The following is a 26,836-nucleotide window of genomic DNA, read 5'->3' on the forward strand; positions in this document are numbered from 1 at the left end:
TCTACGGTTCGGCAGGGGCGCGCTCTGGTCGCGGTGGTGATCGATCAGATCGGCGTAGAGGTGGCGTCGCCGGGCGCTGTCGGGGTTGGGACGGGCGCTGTCGGCGGAACAGAGGGCGCTGTCGGCGGTGGGGAGGGCGCTGTCGGCGAGGACTCGGGTCAGGCGGCCCGTGCCTTCTTGAGGGCCTTGCCGAGTTCCTTCTTGCTCATCGAGTCGACGTCGAGTTTGCGCATCCGTGCGATGACGACCGGGCACCGTACGCAGCGGGTCTTGGAGCGACAACACTTCTTCTTGGGCGTGAGGTCGGCGACCTTTGCCGGGTTTTTCTTGCCCATGCGCCGACGCTAGCACCGGCTGTTCACCCGCTGACACTCCGCTGTGATCGCGGTCTCTCCCGTGGACCCGATACGCTGTTAGCCGTCGTCAGTCTGCCGGCGCCGGTTCCGCGTGCGCCGAGTGACCGTCCCCGTACACGAAAGAGATCTCAGTGAGCCCTGCTCCCAACTTCCGCAACGTCGCGATCGTCGCGCACGTCGACCACGGCAAGACCACGTTGGTCGATGCGATGCTCCGACAGTCCGGGGTGTTCGGCGAGCGCGCCGAGCTCGTCGACCGCGTGATGGATTCCGGTGACCTGGAGCGCGAGAAGGGCATCACCATTCTCGCCAAGAACACCGCGGTCCACCGTCGCCAGCCCGACGGCACCGAGGTCGTCATCAACGTCATCGACACCCCTGGTCACGCCGATTTCGGCGGCGAGGTGGAGCGCGGTCTGTCGATGGTCGACGGCGTGGTGCTGCTCGTCGACGCCTCCGAGGGCCCGCTGCCCCAGACCCGTTTCGTATTGCGCAAGGCGCTGTCGGCATCGCTGCCGGTCATCCTGTTGGTCAACAAGACCGACCGGCCCGACGCGCGTATCGCCGAGGTCGTCGAGGAGACCCACGACCTGCTCCTCGATCTCGCGTCCGACCTTCCCGAAGAGGCCGCCGCGGCCGCCGAACAGGTCCTCGACCTTCCGGTGCTCTACGCCTCGGGGCGCGCGGGCATCGCGAGCACCGTGCAGCCCGCCAACGGTGAGGTGCCCGAGGGTGAGAACCTCGATCCGTTCTTCGACGTGCTGCTCGAGCACGTCCCGGCCCCCAAGGGCGATCCGGAAGCGCCCCTGCAGGCCCACGTCACCAACCTCGACGCGTCGCCGTTCCTCGGCCGCCTCGGGCTGGTCCGCATCCACAACGGGACCCTGAAGAAGGGACAAACCGTCGCATGGCTGCGTGAGGTCACGAAGGAAGACGGAACAGCGGAGCCCGTTGTCGAACGCGCCAAGATCACCGAACTGCTCGTCACCGTCGGCGTCGAGCGCAGCCCGGCCGAGTCGGCTGTCGCGGGCGACATCGTCGCGGTCGCCGGAATGTCGGAGATCATGATCGGCGACACCCTCGCCGACGCCGAGAACCCTGTCGCGTTGCCGCGCATCACCGTCGACGAACCGGCCATCGCGGTATTCATCGGCACCAACACCTCGCCGCTGGCCGGCCGGGTCAAGGGCCACAAGCTGACCGCGCGCATGGTCAAGGATCGCCTCGACTCCGAGCTGATCGGCAACGTGTCGCTGCGTGTCCTCGACATCGGGCGTCCCGACGCCTGGGAGGTCCAGGGTCGTGGCGAGCTGGCACTGGCGATCCTCGTCGAGCAGATGCGCCGCGAGGGCTTCGAGCTGACCGTCGGCAAGCCGCAGGTGGTCACGCGTCGGGTCGACGGCAAGGTGCACGAGCCGTTCGAGCACCTCACCATCGACGTGCCCGAGGAGTACCTCGGCGCGGTGACCCAGTTGCTCGCGGCCCGCAAGGGGCGGATGGACCAGATGAACAACCACGGCTCGGGCTGGGTGCGGATGGAGTTCACCGTGCCCTCGCGCGGACTGATCGGCTTCCGCACCGACTTCCTCACCGAGACCCGCGGCACCGGTATCGCCAACGCGGTCTTCGACGGGTACGCGGCGTGGGCCGGCGAGATCCGCGCCCGGCACACCGGATCACTGGTCAGTGACCGCGCGGGTACCGTCACGCCGTTCGCGATGATCCAGCTCGCCGACCGCGGCACGTTCTTCGTCAATCCCGGTGACGACACCTACGAGGGACACGTCGTGGGCATCAACCCGCGTGCCGAGGACCTCGACATCAACGTGACCCGCGAGAAGAAGCTGACCAACATGCGGCAGTCGTCGGCCGACGTGATGGAAACCCTCGCCAAGCCGATGCATCTCGAGCTCGAGGGCGCGATGGAGTTCTGTGCCGCCGACGAATGTGTCGAGGCGACTCCCGAGGTGGTGCGGGTGCGTAAGGTGCATCTGGATGCCACCACCCGAGCCCGCGAGCGTTCGCGCGCCAAGACGCGGGATGCCGCGGCGGGCTGAGCCCCGTACGCGCTCGGGTGAACGTGGTCGTGGTCTGGGGGTGAGTGGATTCGTGATGGACGTGGGATGTGGGCGGTCGAGGCGGCGTCGCGTGACGCATTCGGCCGGGCGATCACTCCTGCTCGTCCTCACGGTCCTGGTGGCGGTGCTCGGGGTGGCGGCGTGTACCGCCAACCCGCCGCCGCCGGTGCGAGACACCGCGACCCCACAGACGCCGACCGAGTATCCCGACGGCAAGACGATCTACGTTGCCACCGACTCGATCGGTACCGGTTTCAATCCGCACCTGGGCGCCGACCAGAATCCGGTGACCACGGCCATCGCCGCGATGACCCTGCCCAGTGCGTTCCTGCCGGTGCAGACGCCCGACGGCGTTGTCTGGCAGCGCAACGACGCGCTGGTGACCTCGGCGGAGGTCACCTCGACCCAGCCGTTCACGGTCACCTACCGCATCCACACCAATGCGCAATGGTCCGACGGTCTGCCGGTCACCGGCGACGATTTCAACTATCTGTGGCAGCAGATGTCGCGACAGCCGAATGTGGTGGCGCCGGCCGGTTATCGGCTGATCGACTCGGTCACCTCCAGTGCGGGGAGCAAGGTCGTCGAGGTCCGCTTCGCACAGCCCTATCCGCGGTGGCGCGAGTTGTTCACCAACCTGCTGCCCAGCCACGTGCTGCGTGGCACCCCGGCCGGCTTCCAGACCGGCATGGACTCGGGGAAACCGGTGTCGGCCGGTCCTTTTCAGATCTTCTCTCTCGATCCCACCCGGGACGAGGTGCGGTTGATTCGCAACGACCGCTACTGGATGACGCCGTCGAAGCTCGACCAGGTGGTGTTGCGCCGGGCCGGTACCGACTCGCAGATGATCGATTCGATTCGTTCGGGTGGCTCGGCGCTGGCGACGGTCGGCGCGGGCCCGGCGACGACCGCCGAGCTCACCGCGGTTCCCGGGTTGACCGATCAGCGCGGGCCGACCTCGCGGGCCCTCACGGTCAGCGTCAACGCGCGAACCCCGGTGATGAATCGGGTGGAGGTGCGGCGCGCGATCCTGTCGATGATCGACACCAACCTCGCGACGCTGGCCGGTGCGGGCGAATGGGTGGTGCAGCAGTACGCCAACACCGTGTACGCGCCGTCGGACCCGGGGTACTTCCCGGTGAGCCGCCCCCGGCCCGCGCCGCAGGCGATCGACGATCTGCTCGCGTCCGCGGGATACAGGCGCACACCACCCGCTCCGGACACCCCGACATCCGGCTCGCCGAGCCCATCGGGTTCGACCGGCCCGTCGAGTTCGGCGAGCCCGAGCAGTTCGTCGGCTCCGAGCAGCACGCCGACGTCCGAGGCGCCCAGCGTTGCCCCGGTACCCGACGGCGTCATCCCGTTCGAGAAGGACGGGCAGGATCTGACGGTCCGGGTCGGCGCGATCAGCGGTGACCCCCGGTCGACGTCGGCCGCGGCGAACATCGTCGATCAATTGCGTTCCGCCGGTGTACGAGCCGGGGTGGTGTCGCTGCCCAACAGCGACCTCTACGGCGTCGCGCTGACCGATTCACGCGTCGATCTCGTCGTCGGATGGACGGGGCTCGGTGTGCCCCCGGCGGCCGCGCTGGCCTCCCAGGTCGACTGCGACCAGCCCAAGCCCGGCACCGCGCCGTCGCTGTCGACACCCCCGACCCCCACCAGCGTCGCACCCAGCCAGGACGCGTCCGGCGCGACCACCGTCTACGCCAGCAACATCTCCGGGGTGTGCGATCCCGCGCTGATCTCCCTGGCCCGTGATGCGCTGTCGGCCGACGATCCGACGCCGATGCTCGCCGAGGCGGAGCCGTTGCTGGCCGATCAGGCGATCTACCTGCCGCTCTACCAGGACAGCATGCTCGTGGGGGTGACGCCGGCGGTGACCGGTGTGCCGCTGTCCGGGCCGATCCAGACCTCCATCTACGGCACCGCCGCCACCTGGGACATCAAATGACCGCATCGTTCGAGTCGGCAGGACGCCGACTGCTGCTGCTGCACGCCCACCCCGACGACGAGACCATCATGACCGGCGGCACCATCGCCCGGTATCTCGACGAGGGTGTCGACGTGCGCGTGGTGACCTTCACCCTGGGTGAGGAGGGTGAGGTGATCGGCGACCGCTGGGCGCAGCTGGTCGCCGACGGCGGTGCCGATCAGCTCGGCGGCTACCGCATCCTCGAACTGACCCGGGCGCTCGAGGCCCTCACCCCGCCCGGTCGGCCGCCGCTGGCCACGCGATTCCTCGGTGGTGCCGGACGCTGGCGCGACTCCGGGATGGCCGGGACGCCGTCGGCGGAGCATCCGCGCGCGCTGGCGCAGGGCCCGTTCGACGCGGTCGTCGCGGCGCTGGCCGACGAGATCGCCGAGTTCGATCCGCAGGTGGTCGTCACCTACGACACCGCGGGCACCTACGGACATCCCGACCACATGACGGTGCACGAGGCCTCGGTGGCCGCGGTGCCGATCGCGTCGGAGCGGACCGGAACCGAGTACCTGGTGTACGAGTCGGTCACCGAGGCGAGTGCACTGCGTGCCGGTCTCGCGGCGGCGGCCGACCGCGTTCCCGACGGCTGGCGGATGCCGCTCGAGGACGAACTGCCCAGCTACCCCGACGACCGGATCACCACCGCCATCGACGTCGGCGGGGTGTATCAGCGCAAGGTCGACGCCCTGGCCGCACACGCGACCCAGGTGACGGTGGCGCCGTCGCGGACCGAATACGCCTTGTCCAACAACATCCTTCAGCCGATCTTCGACGTCGAGCACTTCATCCTGCGCAGCCCGGCACGGGAGGGGTCCTCGACCCCCGCACCGGAGGCGTCGCGACGCAACGACGATCTGTTCACCCCGCAACGCCGTCCCGCGCAGGCGCACCCGTGACCCGCGCGCTCGACCGCTTCCTCCTCGCGATGCTGATCGTCGACGGGGTCGTGGTCGGGCTGGGATCGGTGGCGTTCTGCTACCTGCGGTTCTGGGGGCAGCCCGTTCCGGTCGTCGCCCTTGTCGCCGGGCTGGTCAACGCGATATTGCTGTGGCTGGCGGCGCGCACGACCGAGTCGCCGCTGCGGTTCGCGCCGTTGGCCGCGTGGGTTCTGGTCCTTCTGGTCGCGGCGTTCACCGGTCCGGGTGGCGACGTGGTGCTCTATCTCGGCGGCACGACCGTTCCCGCGACGCTGATGCTGGTCTTGTTCGGTCTCGGGATCCCGGTGGCGCTCATCTGGTCGGGACGGCTGCCGCGCCCGGACGCCTGAGCATCCCGAGCCACCCCGAACGCCCGGGACCCTGCGGTTAGAGTGGGTCCATGGTTTTGCGCGCGTGGGCGACCGATCATCGGGCGCCCGTCGAGCGGGTCGCCGCGGCGCTTGAGCGGTTGTCCGCCGCCCCGGTGGGAACGCCGGCCGACCTCTCCGACGACGAGTGGATCGCGCTGCTCGGCGCCGACGGTGATCTCCTCGAGGAGCTGTGCGCGCACGCCGACGCGGCCCGCCGCGCGGTCACCGATCCCGAGGCCCTCACCTTCGTGGTGAATCGCAATCTCGACACCGCCGTGGCCGCAGGCCTGACCACTGACCCGGCACTGGAGGATCTGGTCGTCGAGGCCCACGAGCTCGGGGCGACCGAGATCTGCATGCAGGGGCCACTACCCGCCGATGCCCCGGCCGAGGGGTACCTGAACCTGATCGAGCGGATCACCGCTGCGGCGCCGGTCCATCTGCACGCCTTCCGCCCGCCGGAGATCCGCGACGCCGCCGCCCGGCTGGGCGTCGACGTCGAGGAGTTCCTCCGCCGAGCACGTGCTGCCGGACTCGGCTCGGTGCCGGGCACCGCGGCGCAGATCCTCGACGACGAGGTCCGTGCAGTCCTCGCACCACCCGGGGCCGACCACGCCCGCGACCGATGGATCGAGGACATCACCGCAGCGCACGAGGCGGGACTGTTTTCGACGGCGACGGTGTTGTACGGGCATGTCGAAACGCCGGGCCACGTCGTTGCCCATCTGCGGACGCTGTCCGGGATCCAGTCGCGTACAGGCGGGTTCAGTGAGCTCATCCTGATGCCGATGGTCGCCGACAACACCCCACCCCACCTGCGGTCGGCCGCGGTGGCCGGCGCCTCACGCCGTGAGACCCGCGCGATTCACGCCGTGGCGAGGCTGTTCACCCTGGGCCGGTTCGACCACATCCAGGTCGCCTGGACCAAGCTCGACGCCGGCGTCGTCGACGAGGTGTTGCGGGGCGGGGTCGACGACATCGGCGGGATGCTGCTCGACGGCACGGTGATGCCGTCGGCCGGTCCGGAGGCCGGTCGCGTCCTCGACGCCGAGCGCCTCGCCGGATTCGCCGAACGCGCCGGCCGCACTCCGGTCCAACGGACCACCGCCTATCGGCAGCCCGGCGTCCAGCCGATCCTGCACCGGGCAGGCCGGTGACCGCGGCCGCACCCCAGGTCGACGTCGCGATCGTCGGGGCGGGATTCGCCGGGCTGGGCATGGCCACGCATCTGGCGCGGCGCGCGAGGGAATCGTTCGTGGTCCTCGAACGCGCCGACGCCGTCGGCGGCACCTGGCGTGACAACATCTATCCAGGCATCGCCTGCGACATCCCCGGTCACCTCTATTCGTTCTCGTTCCGTCCCCCCGCCGACTGGTCGGCGATCTATCCCGCCGGCGCCGAGATCCGCGCCTATCTCGACCGGCTCGTACACGACGAAGGACTGGCCGACCACATCCGCCTCGGCCGCGAACTCACCTGTGCCACCTGGGATGCCGAGAACGATCGATGGCATCTGGTCACCGAAGGCGTCGACGGTGCGCAGTCGCTGACCGCCCGGATCCTGCTGCTGGCCGTCGGCCGGTTGTCGGAGCCGAGAATCCCCGACGTCGAGGGCCTTGACGATTTCTCGGGGACCGTGGTCCACACGGCCGCCTGGGAGCCCGATCTCGAACTGACGGGCGCCCGGGTCGGGGTGGTCGGCACCGGGGCGTCGGCGATCCAGATCGTGCCGCATGTGGCCGCGCGGGCCGCCGAGCTCGTCATCTTCAGCCGCACCCCGCCCTACATCGTGCCGCGCGAGGATCGTCGCCTTGACGCTGCCGAGCGGGCCGAGCTCGTCGACCCGCAGCGGGCGGCCGCGCATCGCGACGAACTGTTGCGCAATGCCGACGCCGCGTTCGCGCAACGGCTGCGCCGCCGTCCCGACATCGACGAGATCCGGGCGCGGGCCCTGACGCACCTGCGCGCCCAGATCCCCGATCCGGTGCTGCGGGCCGAACTCACCCCCGATTACGAGATCGGTTGTAAACGAATACTTCTCAGTGACGATTTCTATCCGACGCTGTTGCGCGAGAACGTCGTCTTCGAGCCCGGCGCCCTCGAGTCGGTGGTCGAATCGAAGGCGCGGGCGGCCAGTGGCGGCAGCCACGATCTCGACATCCTGGTGATGGCAACAGGTTTCGAGGCGGCGCGACCGCCGGTCGCCACGCGCGTGCACGGCCGGGACGGCGAGTTGCTCGCCGACCACTGGCGACACGGCATGGTCTCCTACGCCTCGACCGTGGTCGCCGGTTTCCCGAACATGTTCGTGCTCGACGGCCCGAATGCGGCTCTCGGCCACAATTCGGCGATCTACATGATCGAGACGCAACTCGACTACGTCGTCGGCGCTCTCGATCACATGGCCGAGGCGGGGGTGGCCGCACTGGAGGTCACCGCCGACGCCGAGGCCGCCTACACCCGGGAGATCGACGACCGGAGTTCCGATACGGTGTGGTTGACCGGTTGTGACAGTTGGTATGTCGATCCCGAGAGTGGTCGGCTGACACTGCTCTGGCCGGGGACGGCGTTGTCGTTCCGAGAGCGCAACGGCGCGTTCGAGCCGGAGCCGTTCCTCACCCGATTGTCAGCGGCCACCACCAGCGAACGAGGGGAGTGAGCACCCATGGCATCCATGAGCATGGCCGCGGCACTCGATGCCGCGACGAGCGCCGAGGTCACCGACGACGAGGTGGTGAGCACACTGTTGTCGGCGTCCGGCTCCGATCTGCATGCGCTGCAACGGATCGCCGCCGATCTCCGCGACGAGGGCCTCGCGGCCGCCGGACGAACCGGGCAGGTCACCTACTCGCGCAAGGTGTTCATCCCGCTGACCACACTGTGCCGCGACCGCTGCCACTACTGCACCTTCGTGACGATCCCGGGAAAGCTCGCGCGCGCCGGTGCGGGGATGTACCTCGAACTCGACGAGGTCGTCGACATCGCCCGCAAGGGTGCCGAACTCGGTTGTAAGGAAGCGCTGTTCACCCTCGGCGATCGCCCGGAGGATCGATGGCCGCAGGCCGCGCAATGGCTGGCCGAGCGTGGTTACACCTCCACGCTGGACTACGTCCGCGCCGCCGCGATCGCGGTCCTGTCACAAACGGGACTGTTGCCGCACCTGAATCCGGGGGTGATGAGCGCCGAGGAGATGACCGCCCTGCGTCCGGTCGCCCCGTCGATGGGCATGATGCTCGAAACCACCTCGCGCCGGCTGTTCACCGAGAAGGGTATGCCTCACTACGGCAGCCCCGACAAGGACCCGCTGGTACGGCTGCAGGTGTTGCGCGATGCGGGTGCGGTCGGGATTCCGTTCACCACCGGAATACTCGTGGGCATCGGCGAAAGTCTCACCGAGAGAGCGCAATCGCTGCTCGCGATGGCCGAGATCGCTGCGGCGGGCGGGCACATCCAGGAAGTGATCGTGCAGAACTTCCGGGCCAAGCCGGACACCGCGATGCGCGGCACCCCCGACGCCGAGATGACCGAATTCCTCGCCGCGGTCGCGACCGCGCGGATCGTACTCGGTCCGCACATGCGAATCCAGGCGCCGCCGAACCTGGTGTCGGCAGCCGAGTGCGAGGCACTCATCGCCTCCGGCGTCGACGACTGGGGCGGGGTGTCGCCGTTGACACCCGATCACGTCAATCCCGAACGTCCCTGGCCCAACCTCGACGTGCTCGCCGATCTCACCGCCGGCGCCGGATTCACCCTGACCGAACGTCTCACCGCGCAGCCGCCGTACATCCTCGACGCGTCGTCGTGGATCGATCCGGCACTGCATGATCACGTGGCGGCCCTGAGCGATCCGGACAGCGGTCTGGCCGCCGACCGGATTCCGTCACCCCGGACGTGGCCGGCGGTGGCGTGAGCGGTCTGGCGGCCGACCGGATTCCGTCACCCCGGGTGTGGCCGGCGGTGGCGTGAGCCCCGCGACATCACCGGCGATCGTGGTGCGCCGCGAGGGCCCGGTAGCCCCCGACGACGTCGGTGGCCCGGTGCAATCCCAACTGCTGCAACGATGCCGCCGCCAGGCTCGAGGTGTATCCCTCCGAGCACAGGATGATCCACCGTACGTCGTGGTCGACGGCTTGTGTGATGCGCGCGTCGCTGGCCGGATCGCATCGCCATTCCAGGACGTTGCGTTCGATGACGAGTGCCTCGGGAACCTCCCCTTCGGCGGCGCGTTGCGCGGCGGGCCGGATGTCGACGAGCACGGCACCGGCGGCGAGTTCGGCGTCGAGATCCTCGGCGGGCAGTCGTTGCAGGGACTCCCGCGCGACGAGGAGCATGTCGTCGATGGTCATCGGCATGGGTTCACGATAGGTGTTCTATTCCGGTTCGTCGGTCAGTTCGGTCCGGGTCCGGCGGAGCGCGCCGCCGTCGGTGACCTCGTAGAACGACATCGCGGTCAGCGGCGGGGAGTAGGCGTGGACGCTGAGCGTCGGACCGCTCGGAGCGGCCACGGAGGTGTCGCCCGTCGGGGCGGTGAGCCCACGCGCGGGCGGGATGCTGCCGTGGTGCTGCACGTCGTGGACCCAGCCGAGAGGAAATGCGGCCTGATCGCCGGCCGAGAGGATGCGCAGCGCGAGATCGTCTCCGGTCCAGCGGTATTCGCGCAGCGCGCCGCTCAGGACGGTCAGGGCGCCGAGCGATCCGGCGTGGTCGTGCAGGTCGGTGGAGCGGTCCGGCGTCCAGCTGATCAGCCACAGGTCGAGGTCGTCGTCGGATTCCAGACGGGTCGACCACCGTTCCACCGGGTCCCAGGTTGCGGGCAGCAGGCGGTCATATCGTCCGTCGAGGACGTCGGCGACGCCCTGGTCGGTGATCCGCAGCAGGTCGGCCGGACGCAGCCGGGTCGGTAGGTGGGCGGCGGTGTGGCGGGCGGAGCGGTACGTACGGGTTGGCTGGGTACGGGAGGGCAGGGTCGAGGTCATGAGTTCTCCTGTGAACGAGGTGCGAGGGGAGTGCGCCGGATACGGTGACGGCCGCGACATCGCCTCGATGGAGTGCTCACGCGACCAGGGTGGCCGGGCATCGGCGCGAGCGGGAGGGTTCTCCTCACCCTGGGTGCAACCGGGTCTCGGTGTGATTTGTGACTCAACGACCGCCGGCGAGCAGGGGCGGGTGTGGGAGGGCCTGCTGGTGGGCGGATACTCTAGGACGACACGTGTGTGCGGTGTGGAGCTGCGGATTGCCGCTGCATGCGTGTTCGGCGCGACCAGCCCTCGCGTACATCTCGGTCGGCCGGACGACGGCGGCCGACCCGAAGTGCTTGCAGCAAAGGAGTGTGTGGTGACCTACATCATCGCGGAACCCTGCGTGGATGTGATGGACAAGGCATGTGTTGAGGAATGCCCGGTCGATTGCATCTACGAAGGTGGTCGCAGTCTCTACATCCAGCCGGATGAATGTGTGGACTGTGGTGCCTGCGAGCCGGTGTGTCCGGTGGAGGCCATCTTCTACGAGGATGACGTCCCCGACGAATGGGATCCGTACGTCAGTGCCAACGCCGACTTCTTCGACGAGCTCGGGTCGCCGGGCGGTGCCAGCAAGGTCGGCAAGACCGATTTCGATCCGCCTTTCATCAAGCAACTGCCCCCGATGAACGAGGACGAGGACTGAGCTCGAGGTGACCGGTGACCGTCCGGCCCGACGCCGGGTCAGTGCCGCCCTCCCCGATTTCCCGTGGGACACCCTCGCCGAGGCGAAGGCCACGGCGAACTCCCATCCCGGCGGCATCGTCGATCTCTCGGTCGGTACCCCGGTCGATCCGGTCGATCCGGTCATCCGTGAGGCCCTCGCGGAGGCCTCGGGGTTCCCGGGCTATCCGACGACGATCGGGACCGAGGCCCTGCGCGCCGCCGCGGCTGCGGCGCTGAGCCGTCGCTACGGAGCCGTCGGCGTGGACGAGTCGAGCATCCTCCCGGTGATCGGCACCAAGGAAGCCATCGCCGGGGTGGTCTCGACGCTGGGTGTCGGTGCCGGCGAGATGGTCGTCATCCCGGAGGTTGCCTACCCGACCTATGAGGTCAGTGCCCTGCTGGCCGGTGCGACACCGGTGCGTGCCGATTCGACGGTGGCACTCGGACCGGCAGGCCCGGCCGTGCTGTTCCTGAACTCACCGTCCAATCCGACCGGCAAGGTGCTCGGGGTCGACCACCTGCGCAAGGTGATCGAGTGGGCGCGCGAGCGTGGGACCGTCGTCATCTCCGACGAGTGTTATCACGGTTTGTCGTGGGATGCCGAGGCCGTCTCGGTGCTCGACCCGCGTGTCTCCGACGGCGACCACACCGGTCTGCTCGCGGTCCACTCGTTGTCGAAGATCTCCAACCTGGCGTCCTATCGCGCGGGTTTCTTCGCCGGTGACCGCGACCTGATCGCCGAGCTGCTGGCCGTGCGCAAACATGCCGGGCTGATGGTTCCGTACCCGATCCAGGCGGCGATGACAGCAGCGCTCACCGACGATGCGCACGTCGAGGTCCAGCGCGCCCGCTATGCCGAGCGCCGAACCGAGCTGGCCGCGGCGGTCCGCGCAGCGGGCTTCACCATCGACCACTCCGAAGCCGGTCTGTACCTGTGGGCCACCCGCGGCGAACCGTGCCGGGAGACCGTCGATTGGCTCGCGCAGCGAGGCATCCTCGCCGCACCGGGCGACTTCTACGGGCCCGCAGGCGTCGACCACGTGCGGATCGCGTTGACGGCGACCGACGAGCGGATCGCCACCGCGGTGCAGCGGCTCGGCTGAGACGCGGTCGCCGGTGACATTCGCGGAGTGTCCTGCGAGGCCGGCGACGTGCTGGCGCGCCGATACCGCACCCGGCGAGTCGATCATCCTGCCGGACGGATGCATGGATCTGATCTGGACCGGTGAGGAACTGCTGGTTGCGGGTCCCGACACCGGACCGTACGTCTTCCGTACCGACCGACACCGGGACATGACCGGACTGCGCTTCGCGCCGGGGTACGCGCCCGGACTCCTCGGTGCCCCCGCGTCGGAGTTCCGGGACTCGCGGGTGTCGCTGAGCGATCTCTGGCCGGCGTCGGGCGTGCGCCGCTGGGAGGAGACACTCGCGGCTGCCGACGATGTGGGCGCGGTCCTGTCCGCGCTGTGCGACGCGGTGCCGGGTGAGCCACTCCCGCCGTGGATCGGCACGCTGGCCTCGATGCTCGTCCGTGGCGTCCCGGTCTCCGCTTGTGCCGACACGGTGTCGGTGTCGGTGCGCGCCCTGCACCGGATCTCGTTGCAGTACTTCGGTTATGGCCCCAAGACTCTCGCCCGGATCCTGCGGATGCAGGCCGCGCTGGCGCTACTCGACGACGCCGGGGAGGATCTGAGCGGCATCGCTGCGCGGGCGGGATACGCCGACCATGCGCACATGTGCCGCGACTTCGCCGAACTCGCCGGCGGGCCGCCGACGGCGTGGACCGGTGGCGGTCAGGCCAGCGGGCTGTAGAGGTCGACGGGGTTGCCGTCGGGGTCGGCGATGACGGCATAGCGCTGACCCCAGAAGGCGTCGAACGGTTCGAGTATCGACCGGTGTCCGGCGGCGACGAGCGCGGTGTGCTCGGCGTCGACATCGGCGGGGGTTGCGCAGGCGAAGGCGAGCGCCATCCGGTGGCCGCCCGCGGGTTCGGTCCACCCCGGCATGAACGATTCGACGACGGCGCGGGTGTCGAAGAGAATCCTCATCGGGCCCACCGAACTCTCCGCGTGCGGGGCGTAGGCGGCGCCGGGATCGAATCGCAGACCCAGATGGGTGTAGAAGTCGACGGTGGCCGCCATGTCGGCGACGACGATGGACAGGGCGTCGAGGATCGGTCCCGTGGTGCGTGTTGTGTCGGTCATACGCTCAACGCATGGCCACCGCACCCCGGGCGTCTTGAACGTTTCGGACAGATCCCGGCAGTCGGCTGTGTCGGTGTCAGTTCTTGTGCAGGGCCTCGTTGAGGGCGATGCCGTCGCCCTTCCACGGGACCACCTCGACGGCGCCGTTGAGGCTGTTGCGACGGAACAGCAGATTGGACTGGCCGGAGAGGTCGCGGGCCTTGACGGTGGTCCCGTCGGGCCCGGTCACCTTGGTGCCCGCGGTGACGTAGAGGCCGGCCTCGATGACGCAGTCGTCGCCGAGCGGGATGCCGCAGCCGGAGTTCGCGCCCAGCAGGCAGCGCTTGCCGAGCACGATGCGCTCCTTGCCGCCCCCGGACAGCGTGCCCATCGTGGACGCGCCGCCGCCGATGTCGGAGCCGTCGCCGACGACGACACCCGCCGAGATGCGGCCCTCGACCATCGACTCGCCGAGGGTGCCGGCGTTGAAGTTCACGAAGCCCTCGTGCATGACCGTGGTGCCGGGCGCGAGGTGCGCGCCGAGTCGGACGCGGTCGGCGTCACCGATGCGTACACCACCGGGCGCGACGTAATCGACCATGCGGGGGAACTTGTCGATGCTGTAGACGGTCACCGCGCCGCGGGCGCGCAGCCCGGCGCGGATCTTCTCGAATCCCTCGACGGGGCACGGGCCGTGATTGGTCCACACGACGTTGGCGAGTAGGCCGAAGATGCCGTCGAGGTTGGCGCCGTGCGGCGCGACGAGGCGATGCGAGAGCAGGTGCAGACGCAGGTAGACGTCGTAGGCGTCGACCGGCGGCGCCGACAGATCGGCAATCGTGGTCGACACGGCGACGGTCTTGACCCGGCGGACGGCGTCGACGCCGACGAGGTCACGGAGGTCGCCAGGGGTCGCGGTGTCGTCCAGGATCGTCGTGCCGCTCTGCTCACTCGTACCGAGCTGCGGCTCGGGGAACCAGACGTCGAGGATGACGCCGGGATCGGCGGAACCCCCGTTGGTCACCGTGGCGATTCCGACTGCGTGTGCACCATTGTTCGTCACGGCACCCGAGCTTACCGGTGGGGCGTCGTGTGGTCGGCAGCCGGATCAGACCGCCGGGTCACGCCGCGGCGGAGCCGCCAAGTCAGGCCGCGGCGGAGCCGCCAGGTCAATCACTGTGTCGATAGTCGCGCAGGTAGTGCTCCGTCTCGGTGTCGGTGTAGTCGGGAATCAGTGCGCTGTGATGCAGCTTCCGGCCCAGCATGGTCATCGTCGTGGCGGCGACACCGAAGGCGAGCAGTCCGACGACGGCGGCGGTGACGGCCAGCGCGGTGTTGCCGACCACCACCGACACGAGCAGCACGGCCAGGCTCGCGAAACCGACGATGAGCAGGAAGAACGCCAGCACCCCCGCAGGATGCTGACCGTGGGAATCATGAGAACGGTGGAAATCGTGAGAACGAGCGGACATGGCGATCATCTCCTCGGTTCGAACACTCCGCTACACCTCCACGCTACGACGGTCACGACAGTCGAGTAGACGTTTCGCCGATCATCTCCGGACACGATCGAGCTCATCTCCGGACACGATCGAGCCATCATCCGAACGGCCGAACGCGCTGGTCGTGGCCGTGTGATGTCCGTATTGTCGCATCATGGTCGAACGTGGACACCGGACTCCGCACCAGGGCGGGCCGCCCCGACGCCGGCGTTGGCCCTGGGTGCTCGCCGGACTCGGTGTGGTGGTCATCGTCGCGGCGGTGGTCGGCGGCGTGATCTTCAAGCCGTGGTTGGTGTTCGTCGACACCGAGATCGCCGACGAGATCCCGGTCGCCGCGAGCGGCGCGCCGGCGTCGGGTACCTCATCGGCCACGCCCGTGGTGCTCTCGTCGGGGACCTTCATCAGCCACGAACACGACACCACCGGTGCCGTGTCGATCATCGAGAAGCCGGACGGCTCAAGGATTCTCGCCATCGAGAACCTCGACACCACCACCGGCCCCGATGTGCACGTGTGGCTCTCGGCCGGGGAGGTGATCGGCGGCTTCGCCGGCTGGCGTACCGCAGGCGGCGCCCCGCACGTCGACCTCGGCCCGATCAAGGGCAACCGTGGCGATCAGGTGTACCCGGTGCCCGCGACCACCGACCTCGCCCGGTTCCCGGCGGTGGTGCTGTGGTGTGTGCAGTTCGACGTGTCGTTCGGCGCGGCCGAACTTCGTCCGGTATGACCCCTGTGGTGTACACAGTGCGGTGTAAACCACGCAGGTGTAACCCTTTTCGGCGCCGCGCCATCTGCTTCGTTACGGTGGGGGCGTGAATGCCCTCGACCTCCATGGCGATCCGATCGACCTAACCGCGGCGCTGGTCGACATCCACAGTGAATCCCGGGACGAAACTGCCATCGCCGACGCCGTCGAATCCGCGCTCCGGGAGCAGACCACCGGCTTCGAGATCGTGCGTCACGGCAACCGGGTGCTCGCGCGCACCGACCGGGGTCTGGGCAGCCGGGTCATCCTTGCCGGGCACCTCGACACGGTCCCGGTGGCCGGGAACCTGCCGAGCCGGCGCACCGACGACGCCACCGAGGGCGACGTCCTGCACGGGTGCGGAACGGTGGACATGAAATCCGGTGACGCGGTGTTCTTGCATCTCGCGGCAACGCTGGCCGATCCGCGCCACGACCTCACGCTCATCTTCTACGACTGCGAGGAGATCGCCGCCGAGTACAACGGCTTGGGGGTCATCGAACGTGAACTGCCGCAGTGGCTTTCCGGCGACGTGGCGATCCTCGGCGAACCCACGGCCGGGCAGATCGAGGCAGGATGCCAAGGCACCCTGCGGGTGCGGCTGACCGCGACCGGGACCCGAGCGCACTCGGCGCGAGCGTGGATGGGCGACAACGCCATTCACAAGCTGGGGGAGGTTCTCACCATCCTCGCCGGGTATTCGCCGCGCCGCGTCGACATCGATGGTTGCGAGTATCGCGAGGGACTCTCGGCCGTCGGGATCGGCGGCGGCGTGGCCGGCAACGTCGTGCCCGATGCCGCCCACGTCGACGTCAACTTCCGCTTCGCACCCGACCACAGCGTCGAGACCGCACTCGACCACGTTCGTGAGGTGTTCGCCGGGCCACTGGCCTCCGGTGCGGTGACGCTCGAACTCACCGACTCCGCCGCGGGCGCGCTGCCCGGCCTGTCGCATCCGGCGGCGGCTGCACTCGTCGACGCCGCGCAGGGACGATTCCGCGCCAAGTACGGCTGGACCGACGTGTCGCGATTCTCGGCTCTCGGCATTCCCGCGGTGAACCTCGGACCGGGGGATCCAAGCCTGGCCCACCGGGTCGACGAACGCGTCCCAGTCGCCCAGATCCGCGAGGTCACTGAGTTGTTGCGGGCCTACCTGAGCTGATCCGACGTGCACCGGGTTCCCGTCGGTGCGGCGGGGACATCGGCCGGGCGCGCTAGCGTTACGCCCATGACAACCTCTGGCAGCGAGACCACTTCAGGCAGCGAGCCCGCCGAGCGTGATCCGGTCACCGATGTCGACATCGAGGATCAGCAGGGCACCCGCTACATCGGCCCCATGCGGGTGCGTCGCACCGACACCGACGAACGCACCACCGATCGTCGACTGCTCGAGTGGGTCGATCCGCGCGACGCCGAGCGCCGGGCCGAACGCACCATGCGCGATTCCTGGCGCGTGCTGCGAATCCAGTCGGAGTTCGTGGCGGGTTTCGACGCCCTGTCCGACGTCGCCGAGGCGGTCACGGTGTTCGGGTCCGCGCGTCTGCAGCCCGGTTCACCCGATTACGAGCTCGCGGTGCGCGTGGGCAGAGCGCTCGGCGGGGCCGGCTACGCGGTGATCACCGGCGGTGGACCGGGCGTCATGGAGGCCGCGAACAAGGGTGCCCACGAGTCGTCGGCGACGTCGATCGGACTCAACATCGAGCTGCCGTTCGAGCAGCATCTGAATCCCTGGGTCGACCTGGGCATGAACTTCCGCTATTTTTTCGTCCGCAAGACGATGTTCGTGAAGTACGCGCAGGCCTTCGTCTGTCTGCCCGGCGGCCTCGGCACCCTCGACGAACTCTTCGAGGCGTTGACCCTGGTGCAGACCAAGAAGGTGGTCCGGTTCCCGATCGTGCTCGTCGGCCGCGCGCACTGGGCTGGGCTGCTCGCCTGGATGCGTGAGGTCCTCGTCGCCAAGGGGATGGTCTCGGCCGAGGATCTCGATCTGGTGACCGTTGTCGACGAACCCGACGAGGCGGTCGAGGTCATCCGGGCGGCCGCGCAGCGCCGCGCGACGCGCGGTGACGCCGACTGACGATCCGGCCCGACCGACACCGGCCCCGACTCAGGGACCGGCAGCGTCCGGCGCGATCGGGCGAGACGAACACACATCCGCCGACCACGAGGTCTGCGGACACAGCGAGAGGGCGGGGGAATGATGAGCGCGATCTGCGTATACTGCGCGTCGGGACGCAATGTGGGGCAGGAGTATCTGGATCTCGCGGCCGAACTCGGCACCGCGATCGGGGCGGGCGGACACACGCTCGTCTCCGGTGGCGGCAACGTGTCGATGATGGGCGCTGTCGCCGACGCCACGCGCGCGGCCGGTGGTATGACGGTCGGGATCATCCCGCGGGCCCTGATGCAGCGCGAGGTCGCCGACCTCGACGCCGATGAACTCGTCATCACCGACACCATGCGGGAACGCAAGAAGCTGATGGACGATCGGGCCGACGGCTTCATCACGTTGCCGGGAGGTATCGGCACGCTCGAGGAGTTGTTCGAGACGTGGACCGGCGGATTCCTCGGCATGCACAGCAAGCCCGTCGTGCTGCTCGATCCGGCGGGTTTCTACACGCCGCTGTTGTCGTGGTTGCAGGGTCTGGTGGCCCCGGGATTCGTCGCACAGAGTTCACTGGACCAGCTCGTCGTCACCGATTCGGTGGAGGGTGCGCTGCGTCATGCTACTGACCGGTAAGGTGTGGACACGAGCTGGCGCCGTGTGTTCACGGCGGACAGCGCGCGCCATCGTCGTCCAACCGGAGAGCGAGTAAGTCGATGTCGTCCCAGGACACCGTCGGAATCACAGATCTGTTCAGAGGCGTGCTCAAGATGGCGCCGCAGGCTCCCCAGATGATCAAGCACGCACCCGGTCTGATCCGCCGGCCCGCCGACGCCAAGCGCACCATCGGCCTGATCTTCCAACAGCACGCGGCCAACCATCCGGACCGGCCGTTCGTGCGGTTCGAAGGCAAGTCGACCACCTACGGCGAGGCCAACCGGACGGTGAACCGGTACGCCGCGGTACTCGCCGAGAAGGGTGTGCAGACCGGCGACGTGGTGGCGATCCTGTCGAAGAACTGCCCGACCGACCTGTTCGTGATGCTCGCGACGGTCAAACTCGGTGCGATCGCCGGGATGATCAACTACAACCAGCGGGGCAACGTCCTCGAGCACAGCATGAAACTCCTCGGGGCCCGGGTGTTCGTCCATGACCCGGATTGTGCGGAGGCCTTCGAGACGATTCCCGAGAGCGCACTGCCCGAGCACGTCCTCGATTTCGCCGCACTCGATGCCGCGGCGCAGGGACGGTCGGAGTCCGACCCGAAGGTCACCGCGACCCTGCCGGCATCCACCGAGGCGTTCTACATCTTCACCTCCGGGACCACCGGCCTGCCCAAGGCCAGCGTGATGAGCCACAACCGGTGGCTGGCCAGCCTCTCGGGTATCGGCGGACTCGCGGTGCGCCTGCGCGCCAGCGACACCATGTACGTGCCGCTGCCGCTGTACCACAACAACGCCTTGTCGGTGTCGCTGTCCTCGGTCCTCGCCTCGGGCGCCTGTATCGCCATCGGCAAGCACTTCTCGGCGTCGAAATTCTGGGACGACGTCATCCTCAATCGTGCCACCGCGTTCTGCTACATCGGTGAACTGTGCCGGTACCTCCTGGCGCAGCCGGAGAAGCCGACCGACCGCGCCCACAGCGTGCGCCTCGTGGTCGGCAACGGCATGCGCCCCGACATCTGGGACGAATTCCGCGAGCGGTTCGGCATCGATCGGATCGTCGAGTTCTACGGGGCCAGCGAACTGAACCTGGTGTTCGTCAACGCCTTCAGCGCCAGCCGCACCGCCGGGTTCTGCCCGCTGCCGTACGCGATCGTCGACTACGACGAGGACGGCAAACCCAAACGCAACGCCGACGGCCGGCTGACCAAGGTGAAGCGCGGCGGAACGGGTCTGCTCCTCTCCGGTATCAACGATCGGGTCCCGATCGACGGTTACACCGATCCGGAGGAGACCGAGAAGAAGATCGTCCGCGATGCCTTCAAGGACGGCGACGCCTGGTTCAACTCCGGTGATCTCGTCCGTGACCAGGGCTTCAGCCACATCGCCTTCGTCGACCGGCTCGGCGACACGTTCCGCTGGAAGGGTGAGAACGTGGCGACCACCGAGGTCGAGGCCGGACTCGACGGCCACCCGTCGATCGCGCAGTCGGTGGTCTTCGGCGTCGAGGTCCCGGGCACCGACGGCAAGGCCGGAATGGCGGCGGTGACGCTGCGCGAGGGTGCGAGCTTCGACGGCAAGGAAATGGCGTCGCACCTCTACGAGGCCCTGCCGTCGTATGCGATGCCGCTGTTCATCCGGATCGTCGGTCAGCTCGAGGCCACCTCCACGTTCAAGAACCGCAAGGTCGAATTGCGCGACGAGGGCTACGAGAAGGTCGGCGACGACCCGCTCTACGTGCTCGCCGGACGATCCGACGGATACGTCGAGTACTACGACTCCTATCCCGACGACGTCGCGGCGGCCAAGGCGCCCAAGAACTGAACGCTTTCGTAGTCTGGACGCCATGGACGCCATGGACGCGCGACGTGTGAAGTACGGGGGCGAGACCCTGTGCGGCCGCCCGGTCGCCGCCGACCGCGCGCTGGTGATGGCGATAGTGAACCGCACGCCCGATTCGTTCTACGACCGTGGGGCCAGTTTCACCGACGATGCGGCCAAGGACCGGGTCGACCGCGTCGTGGCCGAGGGCGCCGACATCGTCGACATCGGCGGCGTCAAGGCCGGTCCGGGTGCGGAGGTCGACGCCGCGGGCGAGATCGCGCGGGTGGTGCCGTTCATCGCGTGGATTCGTGATCGCTACCCCGATCTGCTCATCAGCGTCGACACGTGGCGCAGTGAGGTCGCCGATCGGGCGTGCGCGGTGGGCGCCGACCTCATCAACGACACCTGGGCCGGCGCCGACCCGGGATTGGTCGAGGTGGCCGCGGCGCACCGGGCCGGGATCGTGTGTTCGCACACCGGTGGCGCGGTGGTGCGGACCCGACCGCATCGGGTCTCCTACGGCGATGCGGTCACCGACGTCGTGGCCGATGTGCTCGAGGCGGTGACGTCGGCGGCCCGTCGTGCCGAGGCCGCGGGTGTCGCACGTGACTCGATCGTGATCGATCCGACGCATGATTTCGGCAAGAACACTCACCACGGGCTGACCTTGTTACGTCACGTAAAAGATCTTGTTAAGACAGGTTGGCCGGTGCTGATGGCGCTGAGCAACAAGGATTTTGTGGGGGAGACTCTGGGAGTGGACCTCGAACACCGGGTGGAGGGCACACTCGCGGCGACCGCTCTGAGCGCTGAACACGGCGCCCGGATCTTCCGCGTCCACGAGGTCGCCGCCACCCGCCGCGTGGTCGACATGGTCGCCGCGATAGCGGGCACACGGCCTCCAGCCAGAACAGTCAGGGGACTCGCATGACCAAGAAGGTACGTCGAACCCAGAACCGCCCACACGTCGCCGGACGGACACCGTCGGCATCCACCGGTCGGGACAAGGCCGCCATGTGGCCGGCGCCCGCAGACACCGTCGACCGGGGTTCGTGGTCGGCCACCCACACCTGGGAACAACCGGACTGGACGATCGACGAACTCGTCGCGGCCAAGGACGGACGCACGGTATCGGTGGTCCTGCCCGCCCTGAACGAGGAAGAAACCGTCGCCGATGTCATCGCCACCATCCGGCCGTTGGTCGGAACCCTGGTCGATGAGCTGATCGTGCTGGACTCCGGGTCCACCGACGCGACCGCCGAACGCGCGCGGGCCGCCGGCGCCGAGGTGATCAGCCGCGAGGACGCGGTCCCCGAACTCGAGCCCGTCAAGGGCAAGGGCGAAGTGCTGTGGCGCTCGATCGCCGTCGCCACCGGCGACATCATCGCCTTCGTCGACTCCGATCTGATCGACCCCGACCCGATGTTCGTGCCGAAGATGCTCGGCCCCCTGCTGGTGAATCCGGACATCCAGCTGGTCAAGGGCTACTATCGGCGTCCCCTGCGAACCGGGGGCACCCAGGACGCCAACGGTGGCGGCAGGGTCACCGAGCTCGTCGCACGACCACTGCTCGCCTCGCAGAAGCCCGAACTCACCGCGGTGCTCCAGCCCCTCGGCGGGGAGTACGCCGGTACCCGCGAGATGTTCGCGTCGGTGCCGTTCGCCCCCGGTTACGGTGTCGAGATCGGGCTGCTGATCGATACCTACGACCGCTACGGCCTCGAGGGCATCGGCCAGGTGAATCTCGGGGTGCGCACCCACCGCAACCGCCCGCTCATCGAGCTGGGTGTGATGAGCCGCCAGATCGTGGGCACCTTGATGCGCCGCTGCGGCATCGAGGATTCGGGCGTCGGGTTGACCCAGTTCACCGCGGAGCCCGACGGCACCTTCACCCCGCACACCACCGACGTCTATCTCGAGGACCGCCCGCCGATGAAGACCCTGCGCGCGGTCGACATCGCCGCCGACGACGAGGAGATCGCCTCGTAGGCCCTCGCCTGATGGGGCGCTCGCCCGCCCCTACCGTCGCGACGTGGCATCGGACGGGCCACGGCGGCGCGACCGGTCACCTGTCTGACACCATGGGATCATGCAGACACTGTTGCTGTACCTGCTGATCATGGCGGTCGTGGTGGCCGTCGTCTTCGCCGTGGTCTGGTTCGTGTTCGGTCGCGGCGAGGACCTCCCGCCGGTCGACGCAACCTCGACGCTGACCCGTCTTCCACGCAACGGGATCAATGGATACGACGTGCGCGCACTGCGGTTCGCGCTCACCGTCCGCGGGTACAAGCAGAGCGAGGTCGACTGGGCGCTGGCCCGGCTCGCCGACGAGATCGACGACCTCCGGGCGCTGATCCAGCAACTGCAGGACCGCGACGCCGCATCCGTACACCCGGTCGCCGCGGGTATCGGTCGTCACGAGGCCGACACGGTGGCCGGGGGAGTCGATGGTCCGCAGGCAAGCGCCGTCGAGTCGCACGTGACAGGAGCCGGGGACCACCACCCGGAGGGTGCCGGTGACCACCGCCCGGAGGGTATGGAGGAGGCCTCGGTCGACCCCGCTGCCGGGGCCGTGACCGAATCGCGTGACTGACTTGCGGGCGCGTGGGGCATCTGCACGTCGGTGCGCCACGTATCATTGCTCTGGCGGCAACCACCGTCACCGGCCGCATGGCCGCGATCCGGGCTTCTCCGTCTTGTCGGAATGATCGTCCGGCGACGGCCGGGAGCCCTCGGCGACGCGAGACTCTGAAGGGAGTTTGAGAATGGCGGCGATGAAGCCACGAACTGGGGATGGGCCAATGGAAGCGGCCAAGGAGGGACGTGGGATCGTCGTGCGCATTCCGATCGAGGGTGGTGGACGACTGGTGGTCGAACTGACCCCGGACGAGGCCGCAGCTCTCGGCGAAGAACTCCGCGGGGTCACCGGCTGACCGGGTCGCGGGCCCGCTCGGCGCTGACCGAGCTACTTCCCGACCTGAGGTGTCCGATCTGCTCGGATGCCCTGGATCTCACCGCCGACCACGCCGCGCTGCGGTGCGGTCGGCGACATTCCTTCGACATCGCCCGCCATGGCTACGTCGCGCTCCTCGACGGGCGCTCCGGTGCGCTCCGCGCCGACACCCCGGAGATGGTTGCCGCTCGACTCCGTGTGCACGACGCAGGCGTCCTGTCGCCGGTCGTCGAGGCCACCGCCACCGCCGTCGCCGATCTGTGCCCCGCCGACGAGCAGTCGCCCGATGCGCAGTCGCCCCTGATCGTCGATCTCGGGGGCGGCCCAGGGGTGTATCTCCGCGCGTGTCTGCGCCGGGCCCCGAACGCGCGCGGGGTGGTCATCGACCTGTCCAAGGCGTGCGCCCGGGCGGTGGTGCGCGGCGAGCCGACCGCCGCGAGTGTGGTCGCCGACGTGTGGCGGCAGATCCCGATGAGGTCCGGTTCGGCAGCGGTGGCGTTGTCGGTGTTCGCCCCGCGCAACATCGCCGAGACCGCGCGTGTCCTGCGCGCCGGTGGTCATCTCGTCATCGTGGCACCCCGTCCCGATCACCTCACCGAACTCGTCGGCCCGCTGGGCATGCTGACGGTGGCGCCGGACAAGGACGATCGGATCGAGGCCGCGTTGTCGCCGGTTTTCGACATCGTCGACCGGCACGTGGTGCAGCAGACGCGTACGGTGACCGCGCCGACGATCGCCGACCTCGTCGCCATGGGGCCCTCGGCATTTCATCACGAGCGCGCGCACATCGACGAGGTCGCCGACGGCGTGGCCGCCGCTCACGGTGGCAGCCTCGAGATCACCGTCGCGGTCACCGTCACGGTGTGCCGCATCCGCTGACCGGTCCCGCGCGTCGGGCCGCGGATCAGCGCGTGACGGCCTGATACACCGCGAGGGTCTGCTCGGCGATCGCATCCCAGGAGAATTCCGCAGCGGCCCGTTCGCGTCCGGCCTTGCCCATCGACTCGGCGGTCGCCGGATCCCGCACCACCGCATTGACGCCGTCGGCGAGGCCGCGTTCGAACGCAGCCGAGTCGGCCGGATCGTAGGGGACGAGGACACCGGTGACGGCGTCGCGGACCACCTCGGGAATGCCGCCGACCGCCGAGGCCACCACCGCCGTCCCGCAGGCCATCGCCTCGAGGTTCACGATACCCAGCGGCTCGTACACCGACGGGCAGACGAATACTGTTGCTGCGGTGAGGATTTCCCGGATGCGCGGGAGTGGGAGCATCTCCCGGACCCAGTGCACGCCATGCCGCGATGCCGACAACGCGGCGACCGCCGACTCGACCTCCGCACCGATTTCCGGGGTATCCGGCGCTCCTGCACACAGGATGAGCTGGACGTCCGGATCGAAATGGTGGGCGGCTGCGACGAGGTGGGCGACGCCCTTTTGTCTCGTGATCCGGCCGACGAAAGCCGCGATCGGCCGATCCGGGTCGACGCCGAGCGCGGTCAATGTCGAGTCCGGACCGAACGGGTCATCCACCGCGAACCACTGCGACGTATCGATCCCGTTGCGCACCACGTGAACTCGACCGGGATCGAGGCGCGGATAGGTCTCGCACACGTCGTTGGCCATCCCGGAGCTGACCGCGATCACCGCGTCGGCGTACTCGGCGGCGTTGCGCTCCACCCAGCTCGACACACGATAGCCGCCGCCGAGTTGCTCGGCCTTCCACGGTCTCATCGGTTCCAGCGAGTGTGCGGTCAATACATGTGGCACGCCGTGCAACTCGGCCGCCAGGTGTCCGGCGAGACCGGTGTACCAGGTGTGCGAATGCACCAGGTCGGCGCCCGCGGCACCCACCGCCATCCGCAGATCGGCGGACAGCGTTGTGATCGCCGCGTTGGCGCCGTCGAGCCCCGGGTCGGGTGCGTACACCGTCGCGGTGTCCCGCGGTTGCCCCATGCAGTGCACGTCGACCTCGATCAGTGCGCGCAGATGTCGCACCAACTCGGTCACGTGGACTCCGGCACCACCGTAGACCTCGGGTGGATACTCCCGTGTCATCATCGCCACCCTCATGACGACGACGCTAGTGCCCGCACGCGCAGTTCGCCACGAAAGCGGGGCAAACTCGGCAAGAGCCGGATGTCGTCGAGGCGAGAACATCGCGAACATCAGTGGATCGAGGTGTGTGTTCGTCTGGCCCGTGCACAGATTGGCGGTTAAGTTGTGAGTGTGAGATCACAGCCGCACGTGCTCGGTATCGTCCTTGCGGGCGGTGAGGGTAAACGCCTGTACCCGCTGACGATGGACCGCGCGAAACCGGCGGTCCCATTCGGTGGCGCCTACCGGCTGATCGACTTCGTCCTGTCCAATCTGGTCAACGCCGGTTACGAACGCATCTGCGTTCTGACGCAATACAAGTCGCATTCACTCGACCGCCACATCTCGCAGACCTGGTGGTCGTCGGGATTCCACGGGGAGTACATCACCCCGGTGCCCGCGCAGCAGCGCCTGGGACCGCGGTGGTACACCGGCAGCGCCGATGCGATCTTCCAGTCGATGAACCTCATCGAGGACGAACAGCCGGAGTACATCGTCGTTTTCGGTGCCGACCACGTGTACCGGATGGACCCGTCACAGATGGTCGAGGCGCATATCGACTCGGGAGCCGACGTCACCGTCGCGGGTATCCGGGTGCCGCGCGCGGAGGCCAGTGCGTTCGGGTGCATCGATGCCGACGAGTCGGGTCAGATCACCCGGTTCCTGGAGAAGCCCGCCGATCCGCCGGGTACTCCCGACGACCCCGACGTGACCTTCGCCTCGATGGGCAATTACGTGTTCACCACCGAGGCGCTGGTGGAGGCGATCCGCGCCGACGCGGCCGACTCCGACTCCGACCACGACATGGGTGGCGACATCATCCCGGCCTTCGTGAACCAGCAGCGGGCGTTCGTCTACGACTTCGCCGACAACGAGGTGCCCGGTGCCACCGAACGCGACCGTGGGTATTGGCGTGACGTGGGGACGCTCGACGCGTTCTACGACGCGCACATGGACCTCGTGTCGGTGCACCCGGTGTTCAACCTCTACAACCGCCGCTGGCCGATTCGTGGCGAGACACTGCATCTGCCGCCCGCGAAGTTCGTGCAGGGCGGTCACGCCCAGGATTCGGTGGTCGGCGCCGGCTGCATCGTGTCGGCCGGGTCGGTGAGTACCTCGGTGCTCTCGGCGAACGTGATGATCGAGGACGGCGCCGTCGTGGAGGGCAGTGTGTTGATGCCCGGCGTGCGGGTCGGCAAGGGTGCGGTGGTCCGACGCGCCATCCTCGATAAGAACGTCGTCGTCGGTGAGGGTGAACAGCTCGGTACCGACCTCGAGTCCGATCGTCAGCGGTTCGCGGTCAGTGCCGGTGGCGTGGTGACCGTCGGCAAGAACATCCGCGTCTGAGCGCTCGCATCCGAGCGCTCTGGGGCGTCGG

General features: G+C 68.6%; 28 protein-coding genes. 21 read left to right on the forward strand and 7 right to left on the reverse strand.

Annotation, left to right across the window (positions count from 1 at the left end; translation table 11 throughout):
- Positions 1-158: 158 nt before the first annotated feature.
- Entirely contained in the window at positions 159-335 is a 177-nt protein-coding gene (locus tag QNM97_RS06990; protein WP_208791880.1) for a hypothetical protein, read from the reverse strand.
- A 152-nt stretch (positions 336-487) separates the two neighbouring features.
- On the opposite strand from QNM97_RS06990, the gene typA reads away from it, so the two are divergent.
- The 7 genes from typA to cofG all read left to right on the forward strand — a co-directional run bounded on the left by typA (position 488) and on the right by cofG (position 9,616).
- Complete coding sequence (gene typA, locus QNM97_RS06995) at positions 488-2,413, forward strand: translational GTPase TypA (protein WP_283822149.1); 1,926 nt, start codon at positions 488-490, stop codon at positions 2,411-2,413.
- Positions 2,414-2,504: 91 nt separating this feature from the next.
- Positions 2,505-4,388 carry an ABC transporter family substrate-binding protein gene (locus QNM97_RS07000; protein WP_283822150.1) on the forward strand — a complete coding sequence of 628 codons (1,884 nt, stop codon included), beginning with the start codon at positions 2,505-2,507 and terminating at the stop codon, positions 4,386-4,388.
- Positions 4,385-5,314, forward strand: coding sequence for an N-acetyl-1-D-myo-inositol-2-amino-2-deoxy-alpha-D-glucopyranoside deacetylase (gene mshB, locus QNM97_RS07005; RefSeq protein WP_283822151.1), 930 nt, complete (start codon positions 4,385-4,387; stop codon positions 5,312-5,314). The genes QNM97_RS07000 and mshB overlap by 4 nt, the downstream gene beginning before the upstream one ends.
- Positions 5,311-5,685, forward strand: coding sequence for a facilitated glucose transporter (locus tag QNM97_RS07010; protein ID WP_208791876.1), 375 nt, complete (start codon positions 5,311-5,313; stop codon positions 5,683-5,685). The genes mshB and QNM97_RS07010 overlap by 4 nt, the downstream gene beginning before the upstream one ends.
- A 50-nt stretch (positions 5,686-5,735) precedes the next feature.
- A complete protein-coding gene (locus QNM97_RS07015) occupies positions 5,736-6,863 on the forward strand; it encodes an FO synthase (RefSeq protein ID WP_283822152.1) in 1,128 nt (375 codons plus the stop codon).
- The gene (locus tag QNM97_RS07020) at positions 6,860-8,365 is read left to right on the forward strand and encodes a flavin-containing monooxygenase (RefSeq protein WP_283822153.1); all 1,506 of its coding nucleotides are present in this window, start codon (positions 6,860-6,862) and stop codon (positions 8,363-8,365) included. Before QNM97_RS07015 ends, QNM97_RS07020 begins: the two co-directional genes overlap by 4 nt.
- 6 nt (positions 8,366-8,371) lie before the next feature.
- A complete protein-coding gene (cofG, locus tag QNM97_RS07025) occupies positions 8,372-9,616 on the forward strand; it encodes a 7,8-didemethyl-8-hydroxy-5-deazariboflavin synthase CofG (RefSeq protein ID WP_502874999.1) in 1,245 nt (414 codons plus the stop codon).
- A 67-nt stretch (positions 9,617-9,683) separates the two neighbouring features.
- On the opposite strand, the gene QNM97_RS07030 is transcribed toward cofG, so the two are convergent.
- A complete protein-coding gene (locus QNM97_RS07030; RefSeq protein WP_208791872.1) occupies positions 9,684-10,058 on the reverse strand; it encodes a rhodanese-like domain-containing protein in 375 nt (124 codons plus the stop codon).
- An 18-nt stretch (positions 10,059-10,076) separates the two neighbouring features.
- Positions 10,077-10,682, reverse strand: a complete 606-nt coding sequence (locus tag QNM97_RS07035; RefSeq protein WP_283822154.1) for a cysteine dioxygenase — start codon at positions 10,680-10,682, stop codon at positions 10,077-10,079.
- Positions 10,683-11,037: 355 nt separating this feature from the next.
- Here QNM97_RS07035 and fdxA point away from each other — a divergent pair, with 355 nt between their 5' ends.
- From fdxA to QNM97_RS07050, 3 genes are read left to right on the forward strand one after another with little or no spacing between them, the layout of a single operon-like run.
- On the forward strand, positions 11,038-11,370 hold the full coding sequence (gene fdxA / locus QNM97_RS07040) for a ferredoxin (RefSeq protein ID WP_014360612.1): 333 nt from the start codon (positions 11,038-11,040) through the stop codon (positions 11,368-11,370).
- 7 nt (positions 11,371-11,377) lie between these two features.
- Positions 11,378-12,493, forward strand: a complete 1,116-nt coding sequence (gene dapC / locus QNM97_RS07045; RefSeq protein WP_283822155.1) for a succinyldiaminopimelate transaminase — start codon at positions 11,378-11,380, stop codon at positions 12,491-12,493.
- A gap of 13 nt (positions 12,494-12,506) precedes the next feature.
- Positions 12,507-13,202 carry a helix-turn-helix domain-containing protein gene (locus QNM97_RS07050; protein WP_283822156.1) on the forward strand — a complete coding sequence of 232 codons (696 nt, stop codon included), beginning with the start codon at positions 12,507-12,509 and terminating at the stop codon, positions 13,200-13,202.
- On the opposite strand, the gene QNM97_RS07055 is transcribed toward QNM97_RS07050, so the two are convergent.
- The 3 genes from QNM97_RS07055 to QNM97_RS07065 all read right to left on the reverse strand — a co-directional run bounded on the left by QNM97_RS07055 (position 13,184) and on the right by QNM97_RS07065 (position 15,045).
- Positions 13,184-13,594, reverse strand: a complete 411-nt coding sequence (locus tag QNM97_RS07055) for a VOC family protein (protein ID WP_283822157.1) — start codon at positions 13,592-13,594, stop codon at positions 13,184-13,186. The genes QNM97_RS07050 and QNM97_RS07055 overlap by 19 nt on opposite strands.
- A 76-nt stretch (positions 13,595-13,670) precedes the next feature.
- Positions 13,671-14,636 carry a 2,3,4,5-tetrahydropyridine-2,6-dicarboxylate N-succinyltransferase gene (dapD, locus tag QNM97_RS07060; RefSeq protein ID WP_208791867.1) on the reverse strand — a complete coding sequence of 322 codons (966 nt, stop codon included), beginning with the start codon at positions 14,634-14,636 and terminating at the stop codon, positions 13,671-13,673.
- Between the two features lie 106 nt (positions 14,637-14,742).
- Positions 14,743-15,045 carry a hypothetical protein gene (locus tag QNM97_RS07065; protein ID WP_283822158.1) on the reverse strand — a complete coding sequence of 101 codons (303 nt, stop codon included), beginning with the start codon at positions 15,043-15,045 and terminating at the stop codon, positions 14,743-14,745.
- A gap of 250 nt (positions 15,046-15,295) precedes the next feature.
- Between QNM97_RS07065 and QNM97_RS07070 the strand changes: the two genes are divergently transcribed.
- The 10 genes from QNM97_RS07070 (at position 15,296) to QNM97_RS07115 (ending at position 24,242) form a co-directional block, all read left to right on the forward strand.
- Positions 15,296-15,802 carry a DM13 domain-containing protein gene (locus QNM97_RS07070; protein ID WP_283823125.1) on the forward strand — a complete coding sequence of 169 codons (507 nt, stop codon included), beginning with the start codon at positions 15,296-15,298 and terminating at the stop codon, positions 15,800-15,802.
- Between the two features lie 85 nt (positions 15,803-15,887).
- Positions 15,888-16,982: a succinyl-diaminopimelate desuccinylase gene (gene dapE, locus QNM97_RS07075; RefSeq protein WP_283822159.1), complete on the forward strand. Its 1,095-nt coding sequence runs from the start codon at positions 15,888-15,890 to the stop codon at positions 16,980-16,982.
- A 66-nt stretch (positions 16,983-17,048) separates the two neighbouring features.
- Positions 17,049-17,897 (forward strand): LOG family protein, encoded by an 849-nt coding sequence (locus tag QNM97_RS07080; protein ID WP_283822160.1) that lies wholly within the window; start codon positions 17,049-17,051, stop codon positions 17,895-17,897.
- Between the two features lie 123 nt (positions 17,898-18,020).
- The gene (locus tag QNM97_RS07085) at positions 18,021-18,560 is read left to right on the forward strand and encodes an LOG family protein (protein ID WP_283823126.1); all 540 of its coding nucleotides are present in this window, start codon (positions 18,021-18,023) and stop codon (positions 18,558-18,560) included.
- 80 nt (positions 18,561-18,640) lie between these two features.
- Positions 18,641-20,410 (forward strand): long-chain-acyl-CoA synthetase, encoded by a 1,770-nt coding sequence (locus tag QNM97_RS07090; RefSeq protein WP_283822161.1) that lies wholly within the window; start codon positions 18,641-18,643, stop codon positions 20,408-20,410.
- Positions 20,411-20,441: 31 nt separating this feature from the next.
- The gene (folP, locus tag QNM97_RS07095; RefSeq protein ID WP_283823127.1) at positions 20,442-21,341 is read left to right on the forward strand and encodes a dihydropteroate synthase; all 900 of its coding nucleotides are present in this window, start codon (positions 20,442-20,444) and stop codon (positions 21,339-21,341) included.
- Entirely contained in the window at positions 21,338-22,399 is a 1,062-nt protein-coding gene (locus QNM97_RS07100) for a glucosyl-3-phosphoglycerate synthase (RefSeq protein WP_208791864.1), read from the forward strand. Before folP ends, QNM97_RS07100 begins: the two co-directional genes overlap by 4 nt.
- Before the next feature lie 100 nt (positions 22,400-22,499).
- Positions 22,500-23,003, forward strand: a complete 504-nt coding sequence (locus tag QNM97_RS07105; RefSeq protein ID WP_283822162.1) for a DivIVA domain-containing protein — start codon at positions 22,500-22,502, stop codon at positions 23,001-23,003.
- Between the two features lie 172 nt (positions 23,004-23,175).
- The gene (locus QNM97_RS07110; protein WP_007320197.1) at positions 23,176-23,343 is read left to right on the forward strand and encodes a DUF3117 domain-containing protein; all 168 of its coding nucleotides are present in this window, start codon (positions 23,176-23,178) and stop codon (positions 23,341-23,343) included.
- A 71-nt stretch (positions 23,344-23,414) separates the two neighbouring features.
- Positions 23,415-24,242, forward strand: a complete 828-nt coding sequence (locus tag QNM97_RS07115) for a putative RNA methyltransferase (protein ID WP_338837848.1) — start codon at positions 23,415-23,417, stop codon at positions 24,240-24,242.
- A gap of 25 nt (positions 24,243-24,267) precedes the next feature.
- Here QNM97_RS07115 and glgA read toward each other — a convergent pair whose 3' ends face one another.
- Positions 24,268-25,434 carry a glycogen synthase gene (gene glgA, locus QNM97_RS07120; protein WP_283822163.1) on the reverse strand — a complete coding sequence of 389 codons (1,167 nt, stop codon included), beginning with the start codon at positions 25,432-25,434 and terminating at the stop codon, positions 24,268-24,270.
- Positions 25,435-25,590: 156 nt separating this feature from the next.
- Here glgA and glgC point away from each other — a divergent pair, with 156 nt between their 5' ends.
- Entirely contained in the window at positions 25,591-26,805 is a 1,215-nt protein-coding gene (gene glgC, locus QNM97_RS07125) for a glucose-1-phosphate adenylyltransferase (RefSeq protein ID WP_283822164.1), read from the forward strand.
- Positions 26,806-26,836 lie beyond the last annotated feature (31 nt).

Origin of the sequence: Gordonia sp. L191 (assembly GCF_030077625.1) — a bacterium.
In the GTDB taxonomy this organism is placed as follows: domain Bacteria; phylum Actinomycetota; class Actinomycetes; order Mycobacteriales; family Mycobacteriaceae; genus Gordonia; species Gordonia polyisoprenivorans_A.